This is a genomic window from Anaerococcus sp. Marseille-P9784, assembly GCF_902500265.1.
Taxonomy (GTDB): domain Bacteria; phylum Bacillota; class Clostridia; order Tissierellales; family Peptoniphilaceae; genus Anaerococcus.
Genome location: NZ_CABVOZ010000001.1, coordinates 611,144 through 627,339, shown reverse-complemented (window position 1 = coordinate 627,339; position 16,196 = coordinate 611,144). Strand labels below are relative to the sequence as shown.

The following is a 16,196-nucleotide window of genomic DNA, read 5'->3' as shown; positions in this document are numbered from 1 at the left end:
AATCATCCCTTTACTACAGCTTTTGGTTTGATTGGGCAAACATTATAGCAAGTTCCGCATTTAATGCATTTATCTTGATCTATAATATGTTTTTCTTTTGGATTGCCGCTTATGCAAGATACTGGACAATTTCTCTTACAAGTTCCACATCCTATACAATTATCTGCTATCTTATAGCTTAACAAAGCCTTGCAAGTTCCAGCTGGGCAGTGTTTGTTTTTGATATGGTCGATGTATTCATCTTTGTAATACATAAGTGTTGAAATTACTGGGAAAGCCGCAGATTTTCCAAGACCACATAAAGATGTTTCAGTTACCAATTGACTAAGTTCTTCTAGCTTATCAATATCTTCCATCTCGCCATGGCCGGCAATAATTCTTTCAAGAATTTCAAGAATTCTCTTTGTACCTTCTCTACAAGGAACGCACTTACCACATGATTCATCACAGGTAAAATCTAGGAAAAATCTTGCAATATCAACCATACAAGTATTCTCATCCATAACTACCATTCCGCCTGAACCCATGATTGAGTGTAATTCTTTTAAGGTTTCATAATCAACAGATGAGTCAAGGTATTTTGCTGGTATACATCCACCAGATGGACCACCAGTTTGTACTGCCTTAAGCTCTTTATCTCCTTCAATTCCATCGCCTAGGTCATAGATAATTTGTCTTAGAGTTGTACCCATTGGAACTTCTATAAGTCCACTTTTCTTGACATCTCCTACTAAAGAGAAAACCTTAGTTCCTGGAGATTTTTCTGTACCGATAGATCTATACCAATCAGCGCCTTTTAGGATAATTTGTGCAACATTTGCCAAAGTTTCTACGTTGTTGATAACTGTTGGTTTTTGCCATAAGCCCCTAAAGGCTGTACGGTGAATTTTTACTCTTGGCATTCCTCTTTTGCCCTCGATTGATTCCATCAAAGCTGTGGATTCACCACATACAAAGGCACCAGAACCTAATCTAAGCTCGATTGAAAAGTCAAAACCAGAATCCATTATATTTTTGCCAAGAAATCCCTTATCTTCTGCATCTTTAATAGCATATTTTAAACTTTCTACAGCTTTTGGATATTCAGCTCTAACATAGATAAAACCTCGATCGCTTCCTATTGCATAACCTGCAATTGCCATTGCTTCAAGGACTGAATGAGGGTCGTTTTCAAGAATTGACCTATCCATATAAGCACCAGGATCTCCTTCATCAGCGTTACAGATGATATATTTTTGATCTACATCGTAATCGTAAGCTGTTTGCCATTTTTTGCCTGTCGGAAAGCCTGCGCCACCTCTTCCTCTTAACAAGGAATCTTTTATTACATTTATTATTTCTTGTCTATCCATTTCAAATAGAGCTTGATGGAGGGCAAAATATCCATCTCTAGCTATGTATTGATCAATATCTCTAGGATCTATTACTCCACAGTTCCTAAGAGCAATTTTTACTTGTATGTCATCTGTCGGCTCTAAATTTTCTGGATGTGCAATTTTGGTATTTTCTTTAATCTCTTTAAGATAATCTAAACTAATCATAAATTCACCTACTTGTTATTTTCCAAAACTTTTAAGACATCTTCTTTTGTGAAGTGTTCAACCTGTTCGCCATTTATTTCTACTACCGGAGCAGCTCCACAGTTTCCAAGACATCTAGTTTCTGATATAGAAAACTTACCATCAGGAGTAGTTTCTCCCTTTTTTATGCCAAGGCGAGTTTCAAATTCGTTTAAAATATCGGCAGCTCCTTTTACATAGCAAGCTGTTCCAAGGCAGATGTGAATATCAGTTTTTCCCTTTGGAATAAAGGTAAATTGTGAATAGAAAGTTGCTACACCATAAACTTCTGAAAGTGGTATATTAAGTTTATTTGAAATAAGAGTCATCATCTCATCTGGCAAATAACCAAATATATTTTGTGCCTCTTGCAAAACTGGCATCAAAGGACCTTTTCTATCCTTGTTCTTTTCTATAAAATTTTTAAATTCTTCTATTTTTTCTTTGTTTGCTTCCTTGTCAAAAGCAAAATTTCCTCTAATTGTTTTCATTTAATTTCCTCTTTTTCTATAAGCTAACCAATATCCTAATCCTACAAATATTCCACCACCGATGATATTACCAAGGGTTACTGGAAGTAAGTTGTGACCTAGAAAACTTCCCCAATTTAAGCCATTTAGAGCTGCTTGGTCAAGACCTGTTGCGGCAACGTATTCTGGTATAGATTTTGCTAAAATTCCTGCAGGTATGTAATACATATTTGCAATACTATGCTCAAAACCTGAAAGAACAAATAGCATAACTGGGAAAAATGCACAAAGCATCTTGCCAACTTGGCTATCAGATCCAAAAGACATCCAAACTGCTAGGCAAACTAACCAGTTACAAGCAATTCCTAAAATAAGAGCTTGAGAAAAGCCTAAATTTACCTTAGAATTTGCAATCAAAATTACTCTAGCTCCAAGTTCGCTTGCTCCACTATTCCATTGACCAGATTTTAGCATCAAAAATGCAAAAAATACTGAACCAATAAAATTGCCAATATAAACTATGCCCCAAGCTCTCAATAATTCTTTTATACTTATTTTTTTGTCCAAAACTGAAATTACCATAAGGTTATTACCGGTAAAAAGTTCAGCTCCTCCAATAAGTACAAATATTAGGCCTGGAGTAAAGGTTAAGCCTTGGATAAGCTTTCCAATTCCTAGACTGTCTTTATTTGCAAGTAAATTAAAGGATGCAAAGGTTGAACCACTTGCAGCAAAAGCTATAAACACCCCAGCAATAAAAGAAAGTATAAAAAGTTTTTTGCTACTTGCGCGAGCCTTTCCAACATAAACATCACTTACCTTGTCCAAAATTTTATCTGGACTTAAAATCTCTTGCATATCTCCTCCTTTATCTACATAATATATACATAAATATTCAATTTATAATCATAAATTTAAATACTTACACATTACTATAATAAAACTTTTTCCCGTCTTTGTCAATGAGAGTGAAAATGGCGGTATAATCATTGTTCCTTGATAAAAAATTATCTAATTAGGAAATCATTTTTTTAACAAAATACTTTTATTGAATTTTTTGAAAAATTGTAAGTCCTAAAATCTTTCTAAATCTTGATTTTTTAGCATTTTAGATAAAAAAAATAAGCTTAAATTAATAAGCTTATTGAAATTGTATTTTTATTAATACTAATGATTATCAATACCAATTATAGTTTCTAGAGCGTGGATTATAAAAGGTCTTATTATTTCAAAATTTTCCGTACAGGCTTTGGCAGATCCTGGGAAATTTATTATAAGACTTTCTCCTCTAATACCAGCTACAGCTCTTGATAAATAGGCAAGAGGAGTGATTTTCCCGCCCTCATATCTCATGGCTTCTGTAATTCCAGGAGTTTGTTTTTCGATAACTGCTAAGCTCGCATCGGCTGTAAAATCTCTTTTGGAAAATCCAGTTCCACCACTTGTTAGAATTAGAGATATTTTTTCATCGGCATATTCTATTAATTTATTTTTTATTTCCTCGTAATCATCAGCTATTACTTGGTATTTTTTTACTTTGAAGCCCATTTCTTTTAAGAGATCTACTAGAATTTTCCCGCTTTTATCTTCGTAAATTCCAGCAGCTGCCCTGTCAGATGTCACCAAAACTGCCGCACTAAAGTTCATTTTTATCCTCCAAATTTTCTTTAGGGATTTCTTTTATAGAAATTTGATCGCCTGGATAAATGTAGCCTTCTTTTTTTACTATGGTAAAAATCCCCTCGCTTGGCATTATGCATTCGCCAATTATATTTCTAATTTCGCAACCCTTGTGGCAAACTTTGCCAATTTGAGTAACTTCAAGTTCACAAGCTCCAATTATAAGCCTTGTTCCAATTGGCAAATGGTGAAGGTCAATTCCTTGGGTCATTATATTTTCTGCAAAATCTCCAGGCTTTAGACTGGGTAATTTCTTTTGCATTTTTTTAAGCGATTCTTCTGCCAAAAGAGAAACTTGCCTATGCCAATTGCCAGCATGGGCATCGCCAATTATTCCATGGTCAATTTTTAATTGGATTTTTTCTACGGGAGTTTTTATAGTTCCCTTTTCCTTGCTTATATTAACTGAAATTACTTTCATTTGTGAATGTTCCACTTTTTCCACCTGACTTTTTTAATAATTTTATATTCGTGATTTCTATATCTCTTTGAAGGGCCTTGCACATATCGTAAATGGTTAAAGCTGCAAGACTTACTGCAGAGAGCGCTTCCATTTCCACTCCAGTTTTTTCATCTACCTTGCAAGTTGCAAAAATTTCTATGAAATTTTGCTTATCATTCATCTTAAATTCTATGTCTATAGCAGTTAAATTTATGGGATGACACATAGGAATGGCCCTAGATGTGTTTTTGGCAGCCATTATTCCTGCGATTTTTGCAACAGTAAGGACATCGCCCTTTTTTATTTGACTATTTTTTACCATTTCATAAGTTTTTTCGTTAAGTAAAACTCTCCCGTAGGCTACGGCTTGTCTGTGGCTTATGGATTTTTCCGATACGTCTACCATTTTCGCCTTGCCATTTTCGTCTAAGTGTGAAAATTTGTCCATTTATCCTCCAATAGAATTCATATTTCTTAAACTAGCAGAAGTAGAATTTTCTAGCTGATGCTTTTGGGGTTTATTATAAATTGCCCTTATAATTTGCTCTTTTTTTTCTTCTTTAGAAAGTCCCTTTATATTAATTTCATCTGCCGAATGCAGACAAGCTTTTAATTTGCCATCTGAAGTTAGCCTTATCTTGTTGCAATCCTTGCAAAACTTATTGCTTAGAGGTGAAATAAGACCAATTTTGCCCTTGTATCCGTCAATTTGATAAATTTTCGCCACTCCCTTATATCCTAAATCCTTATAGGAATATGCCTTTAAAATATCCTGATTTCCCATGAAATTTTCTTTATCAAAATCTTTGGCCTGACCAATCGGCATTAGCTCAATAAACCTAACTTCTATATCCCTATCTTTGGTCAAATTTATAAAAGAATCTATCTCATCTTCGTTAAAGCCCTTGATCAAAACAGTATTTATTTTTACCTTAAATCCTAAATCCAAAGCTTTTTCTAAGGATCTTATGGTTTTGTCAAAATCGCAGCTTTTAGTTATTTGTTTAAATTTATCTTCTTTAAGAGTATCTAGGGAAAAATTAATCCTATTTACTCCAATTTCCTTCAAGCGTTCAAGTTTATCGTAAATCAAGGATCCATTAGTTGTAATTCCAATGTCTTCTAAGGCTTTAATAGATGCGATTTTTTCTATAAGGTTCATTATATTTTTTCTTACAAAAGGCTCGCCGCCCGTAATTCTTACTTTTTTTACGCCCAAATCTGTCATGATTTGAACTATTTCATAAATTTCTTCAAAAGTTAAAATATCCTTGTGGTCAAGTAGTTTGATGCCTTCTTCGCCCATGCAATATTTACAGCGAAAGTTGCACCTATCTGTGACTGATATTCTAAGATAAGAAATTTCTCTATTAAATTGATCTTTCATTAAATCATTCCCATCTAAAATTAAGTGTTTTTTTCTACCTAATTATTATAACAGATTATGGATTTTATAAAAAATTACCAGGAGATTTTAACAAAAAAATAGAACCCAATATTGGGTTCTATTTTATAAAACTATCTTAAAATTAACTTTTATTTTGTCCTTAAAAGTGTTGTAAATTAGAGTTTTATCCAAAACTTCTTGTAGAAATTCACACAAATCGTCTCCTTCTAAAAATGAAAAGAAATAAATATCTATGTTTATTTCATCTATTAGAGCTTTTTCATCAAAGCCAATCACATTTAGCAAGTACATTGGATTTTTTATTGTAAGGTTTACTTTTGCTTCTATGTCTTGGAGGACTTGCTGGTGTTTTTTGGCCTGTCTTTTCATAGTTAGGATGATTTCTGAAGTTATGGCAGATATTAGATAGTCTATTGATGTAAATTCTTCTTTTTCTGAATCAAAGGAAATGGGGGAATCTACAGCAATTGATGATTTTTCATTGTAAATTTTGACCAAATCATCTCTAACTACTGCCCTATAATTTTTATTAAAAAAATTTATATCATCTGTCATATTCTTCTCTTAATTTGTCGCGAGCTTCTATCATGGACTCTAATTTCTTTTTGATATTTTCGTATTCATTTACAGGTCTATTAGAAAATGTTGCAAATCCACAGTCAGGATTTAGCCACAAATTTTCTTTGTCTATAAATGTTAAAGCTTCTTTGGCTCTTTCATAGATAACATTGCTGTCTTCTTTTGCGTCAAATCTAGGATTTATAACTCCAAGGCCTAGGATTACTTTATTTCTAATTCTATCATCTGATAGAAGAGATTTTAATTCTCCTGCTCTTGGGGTGGAAAATTCTAGAGCTAATAGGTCTGCATTGATATTAGCAAATAAATCTAGCAATGGAGTGTAAGGACCTTCTAGAAGTATGCTTTCGTTTTTGGACCAATTGCCTCTGCAAACGTGCATGGAAGCTATGGATTTCCTTCTGTCAATACCATCCATGACACTTTTTATAAGATGACTTGCAAATTTTAATTCTTCACTTGGATCTTTTCTTTGGGATAAGGATGCACACATGAATGTTCTTGGTCTACCTTCAGTAAAAACAATTTCTGTTAGGACTGGTTCGTCAAATTGAATTACATCTACGCCAATTTCTTGAAGGTTTTTGATTTCTTCTTTGAAAATTTTTATTACATCTTCGCCAAGATCTTCTTTGCTATCGTAGTATTTGGAGCTTACATTGGCAAGCCACATACTTCTGGTTACAAGATAAGGACCCGGCATAGTAATTTTTACTTTTCTATCGGTCAAAGATTTTAAAAGTTTTAATTCATTTGCGACAATATCGCCCTTGTAGACAAGTTTTCCTGTACAAATGGCATTTTTAATTGAACTAGCTGGTACATCAAGAGTTGTAAGAATGTTTTCAAATTCTCTTTTGTCATCCACATAATCGAGCATTTCAGCCATGGACATTTGGCTTACGCCCCCTAATTTTTCTGAAATAAAGGAAACGTAATTATCACGAGCTATTTCGCCGCTGGTTATTATATCAATATCCAAATCTTCTTGAAGCCTTACAACTTCCTTGGTTTTTTCGCTAACAAGTTTTTCATAAGATGCCTTATCGATAAGGTTTGCGGATAATTTCCTACGAGCAAGGAGAATTTCCTTGCCCCTAGGCATTGATCCTATAAGTGATGTTTTAAAAAGCTTAGTTTGCACTATTGAAACCTTCTAGGAAATTTCCTAAATATTCATTAGCTTCTGTAATTTGCTTAAAGCCATCATATCTTCCATCAACCCATTTTGTAAGACCTTCAAGATCCATTATTTCCTTATCTTCTTTTTTGTTGTAATCCATTCTCATCATGATTTCATCAAAAGCTTTGATATCTTCATCGGAAACTTCTGGATTAAAGGTAAATACACAATGGTCAAAATGATCTGTCTTATCTAAAACTTCTACAGCGTTTTTGTCAATTGTTCCATCGGCAATCCAAGCATCGTAATTTAGATCTAAGCAAAATGTTGCATCAACTTCGTCATTTAGCAAAGCTTTCATGCTATCAAGTTCTCCACCAACGTGATCTCCGTGAAGGCCAACGCCTATATCAAATCTTTTTTCTTCGTAATCTTTGCCAAATTCAAGGCCATTTTTGTGAAGATGATTAATTGGAATAAGTCTTGCTTGAGGAGAGTCTATTGCTCCAAAGCCTATGGTTTTGCCTTTTAGATCAGATATATCTTTAAATCTATCTTTTTTTACAACTAGATAAGTTCTTCTATCCCTATCTGTATCTCTCATGCAGCCGATTTTTTCTTTTTTGTCAGTTCTAAGTCTTGCATCCAATTGGGCAAGTGGAGAATTCCAAGCTACATCTATATCTTTGTTGATAAGAGCATCTACTTGTAATTTGTAATCCTTAAAGAAAACAGGTTCAATTTCTGCTCCATTTTCCTTATAAAACTTCTCAATCAATTCCCAAATAACTGTAACTCTAGGAGCATAAATAACTGCTCCTACCTTTAATTTATTCATTAGTATCCTTTCTTTATTATAAAAGTGGTTGACCTGTGATAGCTTTACCTAGCCATACATTTAATACATCCAAAGATGGAGCCATGATTTGTCCTGCATAAGCATCTCTCATTAATCTTTCGATTTCGCTTGCTTTGTTGTAGGTCTTTCCACCGCCAACTCTCATTGCAAGTGTTGATGAAGAAATTGCATTGTCAATTGCAGCAATTCTTGCAGCTATAATCTTAGCAACTGCATCAGCTTCGCCATCTACTAAACTTCTTGCAGCAAGTTCTGTTAGAGCTTTTGAGCTCATAGCGTTTTTATAGATTGTTGCCAAGTGAATCTGAACTGTTTCTATATTTGCAAGATTCTTTCCATCAGGATATTTTCTATTTAGTGCATAGTGGTTAGTAACAGATGATAATCTTAAATTTAGTCCTGTATAAACGCTTGCAAGTCCAAGAATGAAATATGGAGCTACTACGTTAAATACTTGATCTTGACCAGATCCTTCTTCGCCGATTTTGTTAACTTCATCAAGTTTAACATCATTTAATTGCATTGGGCAAGATACGTTACCCTTCATGCCTATGCCTTTCCAATGTTCCGTCTTAAATTCTAAGCCTTCAGATTCAAGTGGAACTAACCAGTTGTTGATTGCTCCTTCTTTTTCTGTAGCTGGAGTTAAGATTAGATAATAGCTAGCGTTTAAAGCACTTGTAACCATTGATTTTACACCGTTAAAAGTATAAGTTCCATCGTTGTTATTAGTTACTTTAACTTCTGGAATATAAAAATGTGTTCCAGTTCCAAATTCAGAATAAGCTAGTGCCATGAATTTGTTGTTGTTAACAATATCATCTACGACTTTTTTCTTTAATTCGTCATTGCCGTTTGTAAGAACTGTCATCAATGCAACATTGTGCATCATGTAGCAAAGACCAGCTGTTGGATTAGATTCAGCAAAAGCTAAAACTGCTTGTTGGTGCTCTACTGCAGTTTTTCCTAAGCCGCCTAATTCTTCTGGGATAAGAAGTTTAAAATAACCAGCTTCTCCCATAGCTTTGAAAGATTCAGCAGGGAATTTTCCCTCTTCATCAGTCATGCGATTGAATGGTTCAATGTGTTCTTTAGCAAATTGTTTTGCTTGTTCGTAAAAGTTCATATTTTTCCTCCTATAAAAAAATATTTTACATAATTATCATAACAGCCATTCCAAATCTTGTCCAGAAATTTTTTAATTATATTTTATTTTTTTATTTGTTTAAAAGTGGATAATTATCTTTGTGAAAATTTAATTATTAAAAAATTTTTTCCACATAAAAACTCCTGACAATTGCTATCAGGAGCTTTATTTTTGTAATTTTAAAATTTTTAACTTATAAAACTTATTTTATTATATGCTTTACTATTTCTCCTTCCTTCATTAGGAAAATCTCATCAGCTAAAGCATCAATTATTTCTTTCTCGTGGCTTGCTAATAGGACTATGGTTCCTTTTTCTTTTTCTGATTTTATAATATTTTTTAAGATTATTACACCTTGTTCGTCTATAGCATTGGTTGGTTCATCTAGCATTAGGATTTTAGGATGTTCCATTATAGCTTGAGCTATGGCAAGTCTTTGTTTCATTCCCAGTGAATACTTGGCAAAAATCTTATCTCTTGCTTTATATAAGCCAACCATATGTAAAATTTCATCAATCCTTTTTTCATCTACAACTTTTCTAATTGAGGCGATCATTTCTAAGTTTTTCTTGCCAGTTAGATTAGGAATAAATGCTGGATTTTCAAGTAATAATCCCAAATCTTCTGCAAAATATTTATTATCTAATTTTAAGCCATTTACAATTACTTCTCCACTATCAACCCCAATAAGACCTGCAATAGCTCTAAAAAACATAGTTTTACCAGAACCGTTTCTACCTTGAAAGCCATAAACTTTACCTTCATATAGGTCAAGGCTTATATTTTTTAGTATATTTGCTTCTCCTATTGTTTTTGAAATATTTGTAACTTTAATCATTAGATCCTCCACAAAAATCATATTTTGAAAATATTAGTTTACTTGCAAGTAAAAGTAATATAAGATAGACAAACCAGCAGATAATATTTTCCTTTAAGGAAATATATCCTCCCATGATATCCTGCTTGTAAGCTAATGATTGCTGACCAATAAAATATTTAAAGTTGCTTGTCATAGATAGGATAAGTTGGATTAAAATCGTAGAAATTGCAAATTTATAGCCTAATTTTATTCCAACGATGAAGGATATATAAAATAAAATAAATTCTACTATTATATAAGATATAATAATTCTATTAAAAACTCCCAGCAATTCGGATTCTACATTTCTAGATATATAAGTATTAGCAATAAGTAAGATATACAAAATAGCATTTAATAAAATTATAACTATTAAACCTGCCAATATTTTGGAAAAAAAGTATTTATTCCTTGATCTTGTTTTTAGGACATCATAGCAACTGTTGTTTACATGATTGGTGTAAATAGAATAAGAAGCTATAAAAGTAGGCACCAACTGCAACAAAAACCAAAAACTAGGCAAAATAAAAGTTTCAAAATTTGTGATATATCCTGCATCTATGGCTATGTTATTGAAAAACACCTCAATAGCATTATATTCAGGAAAAATCAAAATATAAATCTGACAAGCTAGTAAAAGTAGCAAATACAATAATAGTATCGGATTGGATTTATATAAAATACTTGCAAGTTCTTTTCTTAAAAGATTCATAGCATATCTTTCTTTCCAATTACTCTAATAATATAAATAATAGAAATCACTACGAATACTATCAAAGTAAAAAATGTCAAGTAATCCGGCTTTGAAGAAAAAGTTAATAAATTTGAAACTGATATAGCTAGCTTAGGATTATTAAATATCACCATAATAACTTGCAAAATAGTATCAAATATCAAAGGAATACATAAGCCTATAAACCTATTATTAAATCTAGTGTTGATAGCTAAAGCAAAAGTTGCTATTATGCCAGCAACGAGGAAAATTTTTATGATATGCAATAGGAAAAATAAGGCCTTGCTTTTATAAAAAACCAAAGCAAATAGCTCATCGTTAAACATATTCATAGTATTAAAATAAGTAAGAGGAACATTTCCTCTGACACAAAACCAAAGTAAAATATTTATTAAAAATGGAATAATAGCAAAAGTACCTGCTATTAAAAAGTTAAACAAAACTGTTTTTCCTATATATTTTCCCCAAGACATTTTGGTAAAAATAGTGTTAGCAAGACCAGTTTTTTTATCAACAACAAGAGTATCCGCATACATTAATCCACTTATTATAAAAACATAAGTAGCATATATGAAAGAAGCTGTGCCAGTATTAAGTAAAATATTTTCTGTCCAAGGAGATTGGAGCAAGGCCTTATCATAGTTGTTAACAATAGGATAAGCGCTAATAGATATATAATTTATAAGTATTGTAAATATGACTACAAGAGCCATCTTTAGCAAGTTATTTGACCTAATTTTAAAATATTTCAAAACCTAACTCCAAATCAATAATTTCATAATAAAAACTTCCATTCTTTAACTTATTATTATAAGTATCTTTGTATAAATTATTTGCTAATTTAATACAAGTTGGAAATTTTTTTAATTGCTCTTTATTAACAATATAATAAAAAATAAACTGCTTTGATTCTCCACTTGCTAAGATAAAATCCTTAGGCTCATACTCTACATCATATGGATTAGGCATCTGTTCATCTGGTAAATCAACCGGAAAATCACTAATGTTTTGAACAGTAGTTTCTCCATATCCATTATATACAACTAAGTTATAAAGAATATTAGAACAATCATAAGATTGATTGTTATTATTTGTAATATCATAGGCAATTGGTAATATAGAATAATATTCTTTATCAATCAAATCCTTATGACTAGATGTAAAAGTACAATTATTGCAATTAATTACTTCTCCTTCTTTGTAATTTTTTATCTCCAGATCTTTAGGAGTATTGCTATTAACCCTAACATATAAAAAAGCGAATATAGCTAAGGGGATGATTATAAAAAAAAATTTTTTCATATTTTTTCCTTTTTTCATATTTTTTATGTTTAACTTTTGATAATATATGGGAAATCGTATTTATATAATTTAAATTTCTACATTTGATAATCAGTTATTACATATATGAAATTCATTTCGTAATAGTAAAATTAATTTCCATATTTGACTAGAAGCAATTGGATTATTCCCAAGGACAAGAGTAGGAATCTGATGACCAAAATCCTCCAGCAAACATTTGTCCAATACCAATTCTATCACCTCTAATCTTTACCTTTACTCCATATCCCTTATTTTCATAGGCATTTGAATGTAAGCAATATTTTGCATTTACGTAACTTATTTTATATTTTGGGCTATAAGTGGTAAAAGAACCATCTTCATTTACGACTCTTGCATAAAATGATCTATTTTGTGTAAGGGATTTAACGTACATAAAGATAGGTGATGCATCTTCTTTATCTCTGGCATTAGTAAACTGAGCTAACGAGAAATTAGAAAATTCAAAATGAAAATTTTCATTTTTTGTATTTGCGGCATAAGAACTATAGCTTAGCAATAAAGATACGCTTACTAAAAAAATCGGAACTATTTTTTTGATTATTTTCATATTTTCCTCCTGTGAAAATATTCTATTATATGAATACAATTTCCTTTAACAACTACATACCATTTTTTTTCTTTTTTTCAAGTTTCTTAAAAAATAAGATATGGAAAAATATTAAAAATCCCGACTGAATTTATTAACAGTCGGGATTAATTATTTTATTCTTCATCTTCGTCTTTATATTCTACTACTACATATCTTTTTGGTTCTACGCCATCGGAATGGCTGGTTACGTTTGTAAATTTGCTAATTTCTTCGTGAGCTAGACGTCTTTCGTAGGAATTCATATATTTTAGATTCCATGATTTTTTGCTTCTTTGAACTTTTCTTGCTGTATCATTTGCAAGTTCTCTGATTTTGTCGTCACGACGTTTTTTGTAGTTGTTGATATCTACATTTACTCTTAGGTTGTTGGCTCTTGAGTCTATTGATTTTCTTATCAAAAGTTCAATTGCATCAAGGGTGCTTCCAGCTTTTCCTATGGCTATTCCTGTGTCGTTTTCATCAACTTTTACATCAAGTTTTATTATTGATCCTTCAAGGTTGCCATAGACACTTGCATTTTCAAAGTGCATTTGTTTTAAAAGTTCTTCTAAGAATTCTTTGGCTTTGTAGTATTTGTCTATGTCGGTTTGTTTTTTCTCTAAAGAGATGTTTTTTGCTTCTTTCTCGTCTGTAAGATCTTCTAATGGAAAATCTTTTTCATTTGCTTCTTCTGTATTTTCAGCTGTTGAAAAATCTGGCATTTCATTTCTTTTTATTTGGTAGCCGTCATTTTCAATTTTTTCTATGCTTTTATCCAAATCGCTTGTTAGATCTTTTTCGATTATGCTTTCATTTGCCGAGTTTTCTTGGTAAGAATTTATTTTTTCAAGTCTTTCAAAGTTTCCAAGATTTTCTTCTTTTTCTTTGATTTCTTCAATTGATTCTACAAATTCTTCGCCTTGTTTTTTTATAGCTTCGCTACTATCTTCTATTTGATAATCCTTATTATCTTCTTTTTCGTATAGGGCATCGGCCTTTTCTTGGTAGTATTTTTTTCTAGATTCTATATCGTAATCTTCTTTGTATTCTTTGGAATTTAGGCTATCTCTTTTTATTTCTTCTTCAAAATCAAATAGTGTATCGTCTAAGTCTTCATCATAAGTTATACGAACAATGGCATCTTTGCTTCCAAGACCAAGAAATCCAGCTGAGCCTTCTTCTATAACTTCTATTTCTACTTCAGATCTATTTTTCCCAATTTCTTCAAGGGCAAGTTTTACAGCTTCTTCTTTATTTTTTGCTTGTTTTATTATTGATTTTCTCATTTTCTCCTCTAATTTCTATATCTTTATTTTTTGGATTTACAAGATGCATTATCACCATAATTATAAGTCTCATAATTGAGCTTAATGTATAATAAAGTGGCAAACCAGCTGGTAGGCTACGGAAAGTTAGGAAAAATACTAATGGCAAGAAAAGCATTGTCTTATTCATGCTTGCCATAGGTCCTTCATTCATTTGCGGGTTAGTTTTCATTGAGAATAAGGTTACAGCAAATTGAGATAAACTTGTTAGTAGTGGAAGTCCATACCAAAGTGGATCTGGCTTTGTAAGGTCACTTATCCAATAAAAATCTTTTCTAATGCTTTCAATTCCTTCAGGAAATACAAAAGTCTTTGTATCATTCATAACTCTAAATAAGGCAAAGAGTACTAAAATTTGAAAAATCATTCCCAAACATGATGAAATACCAGGATTTACTCCTTCTTCTTTGTAAAGTTCTTGCATTTTCTTTTGCATAATCTGTGGGTCGTAGGAGAATTTTTTTTGTATTTCATCCATTTTTGGTTTTATTTTTTTGGTATTTTCAGCTTGTTTTTGCTGAGAAATTGTAACTGGTACTGCTATTAGGGTAACAAGAATTGTCATTATAATGATTGCAATGGCATAAAAACTTATGCTTTCTGGCTCAGTTGCTGAATTAGCCAAAGAATCATAAATCCATCTCATTAGTTTTCCTAATAGGCTAGCTATAAAATTTAACATAATAACTCCATAATTTTTTCTAAGCTATAAGTAGGACTAAAGGACTATTTTACTGGATCATATCCACCTTTGGAAAAAGGATTGCACCTTAAAATTCTCCACAAGGACTTAAAAAATGCTTTTACAAATCCGTAGCGAGTGAAGCACTCAATGGCATACGAACTACAGGTCGGATGATATTTACATTTTCCCAATCCCAATTGTGGAGAAATAAATTTTCGATAAAATATGATGATTTTGATAAAAATTTTATTTAACATAAAAAATCTTATTCTTCTTAAATGCTATGCTTAAAACATGACCTAGAGATTTTTTTAATTTTTGGTAGTCAAAATCTGTAAGATGCTTTTTGGGAATAATTACTATATCAACTCCGTTGAGATTATTGTAATTAATTCTTACTATATTTCTAAGCCTTCTCTTTAGTAAATTCCTTTGATTGGCCTTGCCAACTTTTTTCCCTATAGAAAAGCCAAATCTTGGATGATTTAATCCATTATTTCTAATAAGTACTGTAAAGTCTCTATTAAAAAAAGCATCGTTTTTTTTGTAAACTCTCTGAAAGTCAGTATCTTTTCTTAAACTTATTTTCTTTTCCATCTATGTCCTAATTCTATTAAAAGTAACGCTCTTATAGAAAAAGAAAATCCTAGAAATTAAGCGGATAATCTTTTTCTATTTTTTTTACGTCTTGCTTTTAAAACACGTCTTCCGCCTGGGCTAGACATTCTTTTTCTAAAGCCATGATCTTTTGATCTTTTTCTTCTATTTGGTTGATAGGTTCTTTTCATACTTACACCTCCTCATAAAATTTTGACTCATATTATTATATGTAGAAATAGCTATTCTGTCAAGATATTTTGATATTTTTGCAATTATTTCTTATATTTTTATTCTTTTTATAAATTTACAAAGCTTATCCTTATATTTATTCGAAAATTTTTAAGATTATCTAATAAATTTTCAATGTGTATAACTTTTTTAAGAAAAATTTTTATCAACAAAAAAATAAGACTTTTTCACATGGAAAAAAATTAATTTTTATGAGTAAAGATTTTAAAAAAGAGCTAAAACAATTGAATCTTTAAAAAATTTATAAAAAAGATAAATAAATACACATACTTATCCACATATACACAATTTATTTGCCAAAATATTTATAAAAACATAAGTTTTCCCAAAACTTATTCACATCTTGTGGATAAGTTGTTAAAAACTCTGATTTAGAGTATAATTTCTTGTGTAAAAGTATATGGAAAAGCTAAATTCCTATTTTCATTAGATAATAATTGTGGATAAAATATTAAAAAATATATTTTTTTAATTTTTTATTTGCTATAACCCTTGATTTTTAGGAATTATTTTTTAAAAGTAAAAGTTATCCACAATTTAATCCACATTAGTGGAAAACTTATTTT

General features: G+C 31.2%; 21 protein-coding genes. All 21 read right to left on the bottom strand.

Going from position 1 to position 16,196, the window contains the following annotated elements; translation table 11 throughout:
• Positions 1 to 2: 2 nt before the first annotated feature.
• Positions 3 to 1,541, bottom strand: coding sequence for an NADH-ubiquinone oxidoreductase-F iron-sulfur binding region domain-containing protein (locus GAN53_RS02975; protein WP_151409509.1), 1,539 nt, complete (start codon positions 1,539 to 1,541; stop codon positions 3 to 5).
• An 8-nt stretch (positions 1,542 to 1,549) separates the two neighbouring features.
• On the bottom strand, positions 1,550 to 2,050 hold the full coding sequence (gene nuoE, locus GAN53_RS02970) for an NADH-quinone oxidoreductase subunit NuoE (protein ID WP_151409508.1): 501 nt from the start codon (positions 2,048 to 2,050) through the stop codon (positions 1,550 to 1,552).
• Positions 2,051 to 2,887 carry a formate/nitrite transporter family protein gene (locus tag GAN53_RS02965; protein ID WP_151409507.1) on the bottom strand — a complete coding sequence of 279 codons (837 nt, stop codon included), beginning with the start codon at positions 2,885 to 2,887 and terminating at the stop codon, positions 2,051 to 2,053. It abuts the gene before it with no gap.
• Positions 2,888 to 3,196: 309 nt separating this feature from the next.
• Positions 3,197 to 3,676 (bottom strand): MogA/MoaB family molybdenum cofactor biosynthesis protein, encoded by a 480-nt coding sequence (locus tag GAN53_RS02960; protein ID WP_151409506.1) that lies wholly within the window; start codon positions 3,674 to 3,676, stop codon positions 3,197 to 3,199.
• The gene (locus GAN53_RS09710) at positions 3,666 to 4,130 is read right to left on the bottom strand and encodes an MOSC domain-containing protein (RefSeq protein ID WP_192574085.1); all 465 of its coding nucleotides are present in this window, start codon (positions 4,128 to 4,130) and stop codon (positions 3,666 to 3,668) included. The genes GAN53_RS02960 and GAN53_RS09710 overlap by 11 nt, the downstream gene beginning before the upstream one ends.
• Positions 4,111 to 4,599: a cyclic pyranopterin monophosphate synthase MoaC gene (moaC, locus tag GAN53_RS09705; protein WP_192574078.1), complete on the bottom strand. Its 489-nt coding sequence runs from the start codon at positions 4,597 to 4,599 to the stop codon at positions 4,111 to 4,113. Before moaC ends, GAN53_RS09710 begins: the two co-directional genes overlap by 20 nt.
• A complete protein-coding gene (moaA, locus tag GAN53_RS02950; RefSeq protein ID WP_151409505.1) occupies positions 4,600 to 5,538 on the bottom strand; it encodes a GTP 3',8-cyclase MoaA in 939 nt (312 codons plus the stop codon).
• A 123-nt stretch (positions 5,539 to 5,661) separates the two neighbouring features.
• A complete protein-coding gene (locus GAN53_RS02945; RefSeq protein ID WP_151409504.1) occupies positions 5,662 to 6,114 on the bottom strand; it encodes an OsmC family protein in 453 nt (150 codons plus the stop codon).
• Complete coding sequence (locus tag GAN53_RS02940; RefSeq protein WP_151409503.1) at positions 6,104 to 7,282, bottom strand: cobalamin-independent methionine synthase II family protein; 1,179 nt, start codon at positions 7,280 to 7,282, stop codon at positions 6,104 to 6,106. Before GAN53_RS02940 ends, GAN53_RS02945 begins: the two co-directional genes overlap by 11 nt.
• Positions 7,272 to 8,099, bottom strand: a complete 828-nt coding sequence (locus GAN53_RS02935) for a phosphate/phosphite/phosphonate ABC transporter substrate-binding protein (RefSeq protein WP_151409502.1) — start codon at positions 8,097 to 8,099, stop codon at positions 7,272 to 7,274. The genes GAN53_RS02940 and GAN53_RS02935 overlap by 11 nt, the downstream gene beginning before the upstream one ends.
• A 16-nt stretch (positions 8,100 to 8,115) precedes the next feature.
• Positions 8,116 to 9,246, bottom strand: coding sequence for an acyl-CoA dehydrogenase family protein (locus tag GAN53_RS02930; RefSeq protein WP_151409501.1), 1,131 nt, complete (start codon positions 9,244 to 9,246; stop codon positions 8,116 to 8,118).
• A 223-nt stretch (positions 9,247 to 9,469) separates the two neighbouring features.
• Positions 9,470 to 10,105 carry an ABC transporter ATP-binding protein gene (locus tag GAN53_RS02925; RefSeq protein WP_151409500.1) on the bottom strand — a complete coding sequence of 212 codons (636 nt, stop codon included), beginning with the start codon at positions 10,103 to 10,105 and terminating at the stop codon, positions 9,470 to 9,472.
• Complete coding sequence (locus GAN53_RS02920; protein WP_151409499.1) at positions 10,098 to 10,838, bottom strand: hypothetical protein; 741 nt, start codon at positions 10,836 to 10,838, stop codon at positions 10,098 to 10,100. Before GAN53_RS02920 ends, GAN53_RS02925 begins: the two co-directional genes overlap by 8 nt.
• Positions 10,835 to 11,611, bottom strand: a complete 777-nt coding sequence (locus GAN53_RS02915) for a hypothetical protein (RefSeq protein WP_151409498.1) — start codon at positions 11,609 to 11,611, stop codon at positions 10,835 to 10,837. Before GAN53_RS02915 ends, GAN53_RS02920 begins: the two co-directional genes overlap by 4 nt.
• A complete protein-coding gene (locus GAN53_RS02910) occupies positions 11,598 to 12,161 on the bottom strand; it encodes a hypothetical protein (protein WP_151409497.1) in 564 nt (187 codons plus the stop codon). The genes GAN53_RS02915 and GAN53_RS02910 overlap by 14 nt, the downstream gene beginning before the upstream one ends.
• Before the next feature lie 163 nt (positions 12,162 to 12,324).
• Positions 12,325 to 12,750 carry a hypothetical protein gene (locus tag GAN53_RS02905; protein WP_151409496.1) on the bottom strand — a complete coding sequence of 142 codons (426 nt, stop codon included), beginning with the start codon at positions 12,748 to 12,750 and terminating at the stop codon, positions 12,325 to 12,327.
• A 155-nt stretch (positions 12,751 to 12,905) separates the two neighbouring features.
• The gene (gene jag, locus GAN53_RS02900; protein ID WP_151409495.1) at positions 12,906 to 14,057 is read right to left on the bottom strand and encodes an RNA-binding cell elongation regulator Jag/EloR; all 1,152 of its coding nucleotides are present in this window, start codon (positions 14,055 to 14,057) and stop codon (positions 12,906 to 12,908) included.
• Positions 14,023 to 14,778 (bottom strand): YidC/Oxa1 family membrane protein insertase, encoded by a 756-nt coding sequence (locus tag GAN53_RS02895; RefSeq protein WP_151409494.1) that lies wholly within the window; start codon positions 14,776 to 14,778, stop codon positions 14,023 to 14,025. The genes jag and GAN53_RS02895 overlap by 35 nt, the downstream gene beginning before the upstream one ends.
• A gap of 44 nt (positions 14,779 to 14,822) precedes the next feature.
• Positions 14,823 to 15,038, bottom strand: a complete 216-nt coding sequence (gene yidD, locus GAN53_RS02890) for a membrane protein insertion efficiency factor YidD (RefSeq protein ID WP_151409493.1) — start codon at positions 15,036 to 15,038, stop codon at positions 14,823 to 14,825.
• A complete protein-coding gene (gene rnpA / locus GAN53_RS02885; RefSeq protein WP_151409492.1) occupies positions 15,028 to 15,378 on the bottom strand; it encodes a ribonuclease P protein component in 351 nt (116 codons plus the stop codon). Before rnpA ends, yidD begins: the two co-directional genes overlap by 11 nt.
• A gap of 56 nt (positions 15,379 to 15,434) precedes the next feature.
• Positions 15,435 to 15,569 (bottom strand): 50S ribosomal protein L34, encoded by a 135-nt coding sequence (rpmH, locus tag GAN53_RS02880; protein WP_037326218.1) that lies wholly within the window; start codon positions 15,567 to 15,569, stop codon positions 15,435 to 15,437.
• Between the last annotated feature and the right edge of the window lie 627 nt (positions 15,570 to 16,196).

Coding starts and splice junctions, on each gene's coding strand:
- GAN53_RS02975 (WP_151409509.1), bottom strand. CDS start 1,541: ATGATTAGTTTAGATTATCTTAAAGAGATTAAAGAAAATACCAAAATT.
- nuoE (WP_151409508.1), bottom strand. CDS start 2,050: ATGAAAACAATTAGAGGAAATTTTGCTTTTGACAAGGAAGCAAACAAA.
- GAN53_RS02965 (WP_151409507.1), bottom strand. CDS start 2,887: ATGCAAGAGATTTTAAGTCCAGATAAAATTTTGGACAAGGTAAGTGAT.
- GAN53_RS02960 (WP_151409506.1), bottom strand. CDS start 3,676: ATGAACTTTAGTGCGGCAGTTTTGGTGACATCTGACAGGGCAGCTGCT.
- GAN53_RS09710 (WP_192574085.1), bottom strand. CDS start 4,130: ATGAAAGTAATTTCAGTTAATATAAGCAAGGAAAAGGGAACTATAAAA.
- moaC (WP_192574078.1), bottom strand. CDS start 4,599: ATGGACAAATTTTCACACTTAGACGAAAATGGCAAGGCGAAAATGGTA.
- moaA (WP_151409505.1), bottom strand. CDS start 5,538: ATGAAAGATCAATTTAATAGAGAAATTTCTTATCTTAGAATATCAGTC.
- GAN53_RS02945 (WP_151409504.1), bottom strand. CDS start 6,114: ATGACAGATGATATAAATTTTTTTAATAAAAATTATAGGGCAGTAGTT.
- GAN53_RS02935 (WP_151409502.1), bottom strand. CDS start 8,099: ATGAATAAATTAAAGGTAGGAGCAGTTATTTATGCTCCTAGAGTTACA.
- GAN53_RS02930 (WP_151409501.1), bottom strand. CDS start 9,246: ATGAACTTTTACGAACAAGCAAAACAATTTGCTAAAGAACACATTGAA.
- GAN53_RS02925 (WP_151409500.1), bottom strand. CDS start 10,105: ATGATTAAAGTTACAAATATTTCAAAAACAATAGGAGAAGCAAATATA.
- GAN53_RS02920 (WP_151409499.1), bottom strand. CDS start 10,838: ATGAATCTTTTAAGAAAAGAACTTGCAAGTATTTTATATAAATCCAAT.
- GAN53_RS02910 (WP_151409497.1), bottom strand. CDS start 12,161: ATGAAAAAATTTTTTTTTATAATCATCCCCTTAGCTATATTCGCTTTT.
- GAN53_RS02905 (WP_151409496.1), bottom strand. CDS start 12,750: ATGAAAATAATCAAAAAAATAGTTCCGATTTTTTTAGTAAGCGTATCT.
- jag (WP_151409495.1), bottom strand. CDS start 14,057: ATGAGAAAATCAATAATAAAACAAGCAAAAAATAAAGAAGAAGCTGTA.
- GAN53_RS02895 (WP_151409494.1), bottom strand. CDS start 14,778: ATGTTAAATTTTATAGCTAGCCTATTAGGAAAACTAATGAGATGGATT.
- yidD (WP_151409493.1), bottom strand. CDS start 15,038: ATGTTAAATAAAATTTTTATCAAAATCATCATATTTTATCGAAAATTT.
- rnpA (WP_151409492.1), bottom strand. CDS start 15,378: ATGGAAAAGAAAATAAGTTTAAGAAAAGATACTGACTTTCAGAGAGTT.
- rpmH (WP_037326218.1), bottom strand. CDS start 15,569: ATGAAAAGAACCTATCAACCAAATAGAAGAAAAAGATCAAAAGATCAT.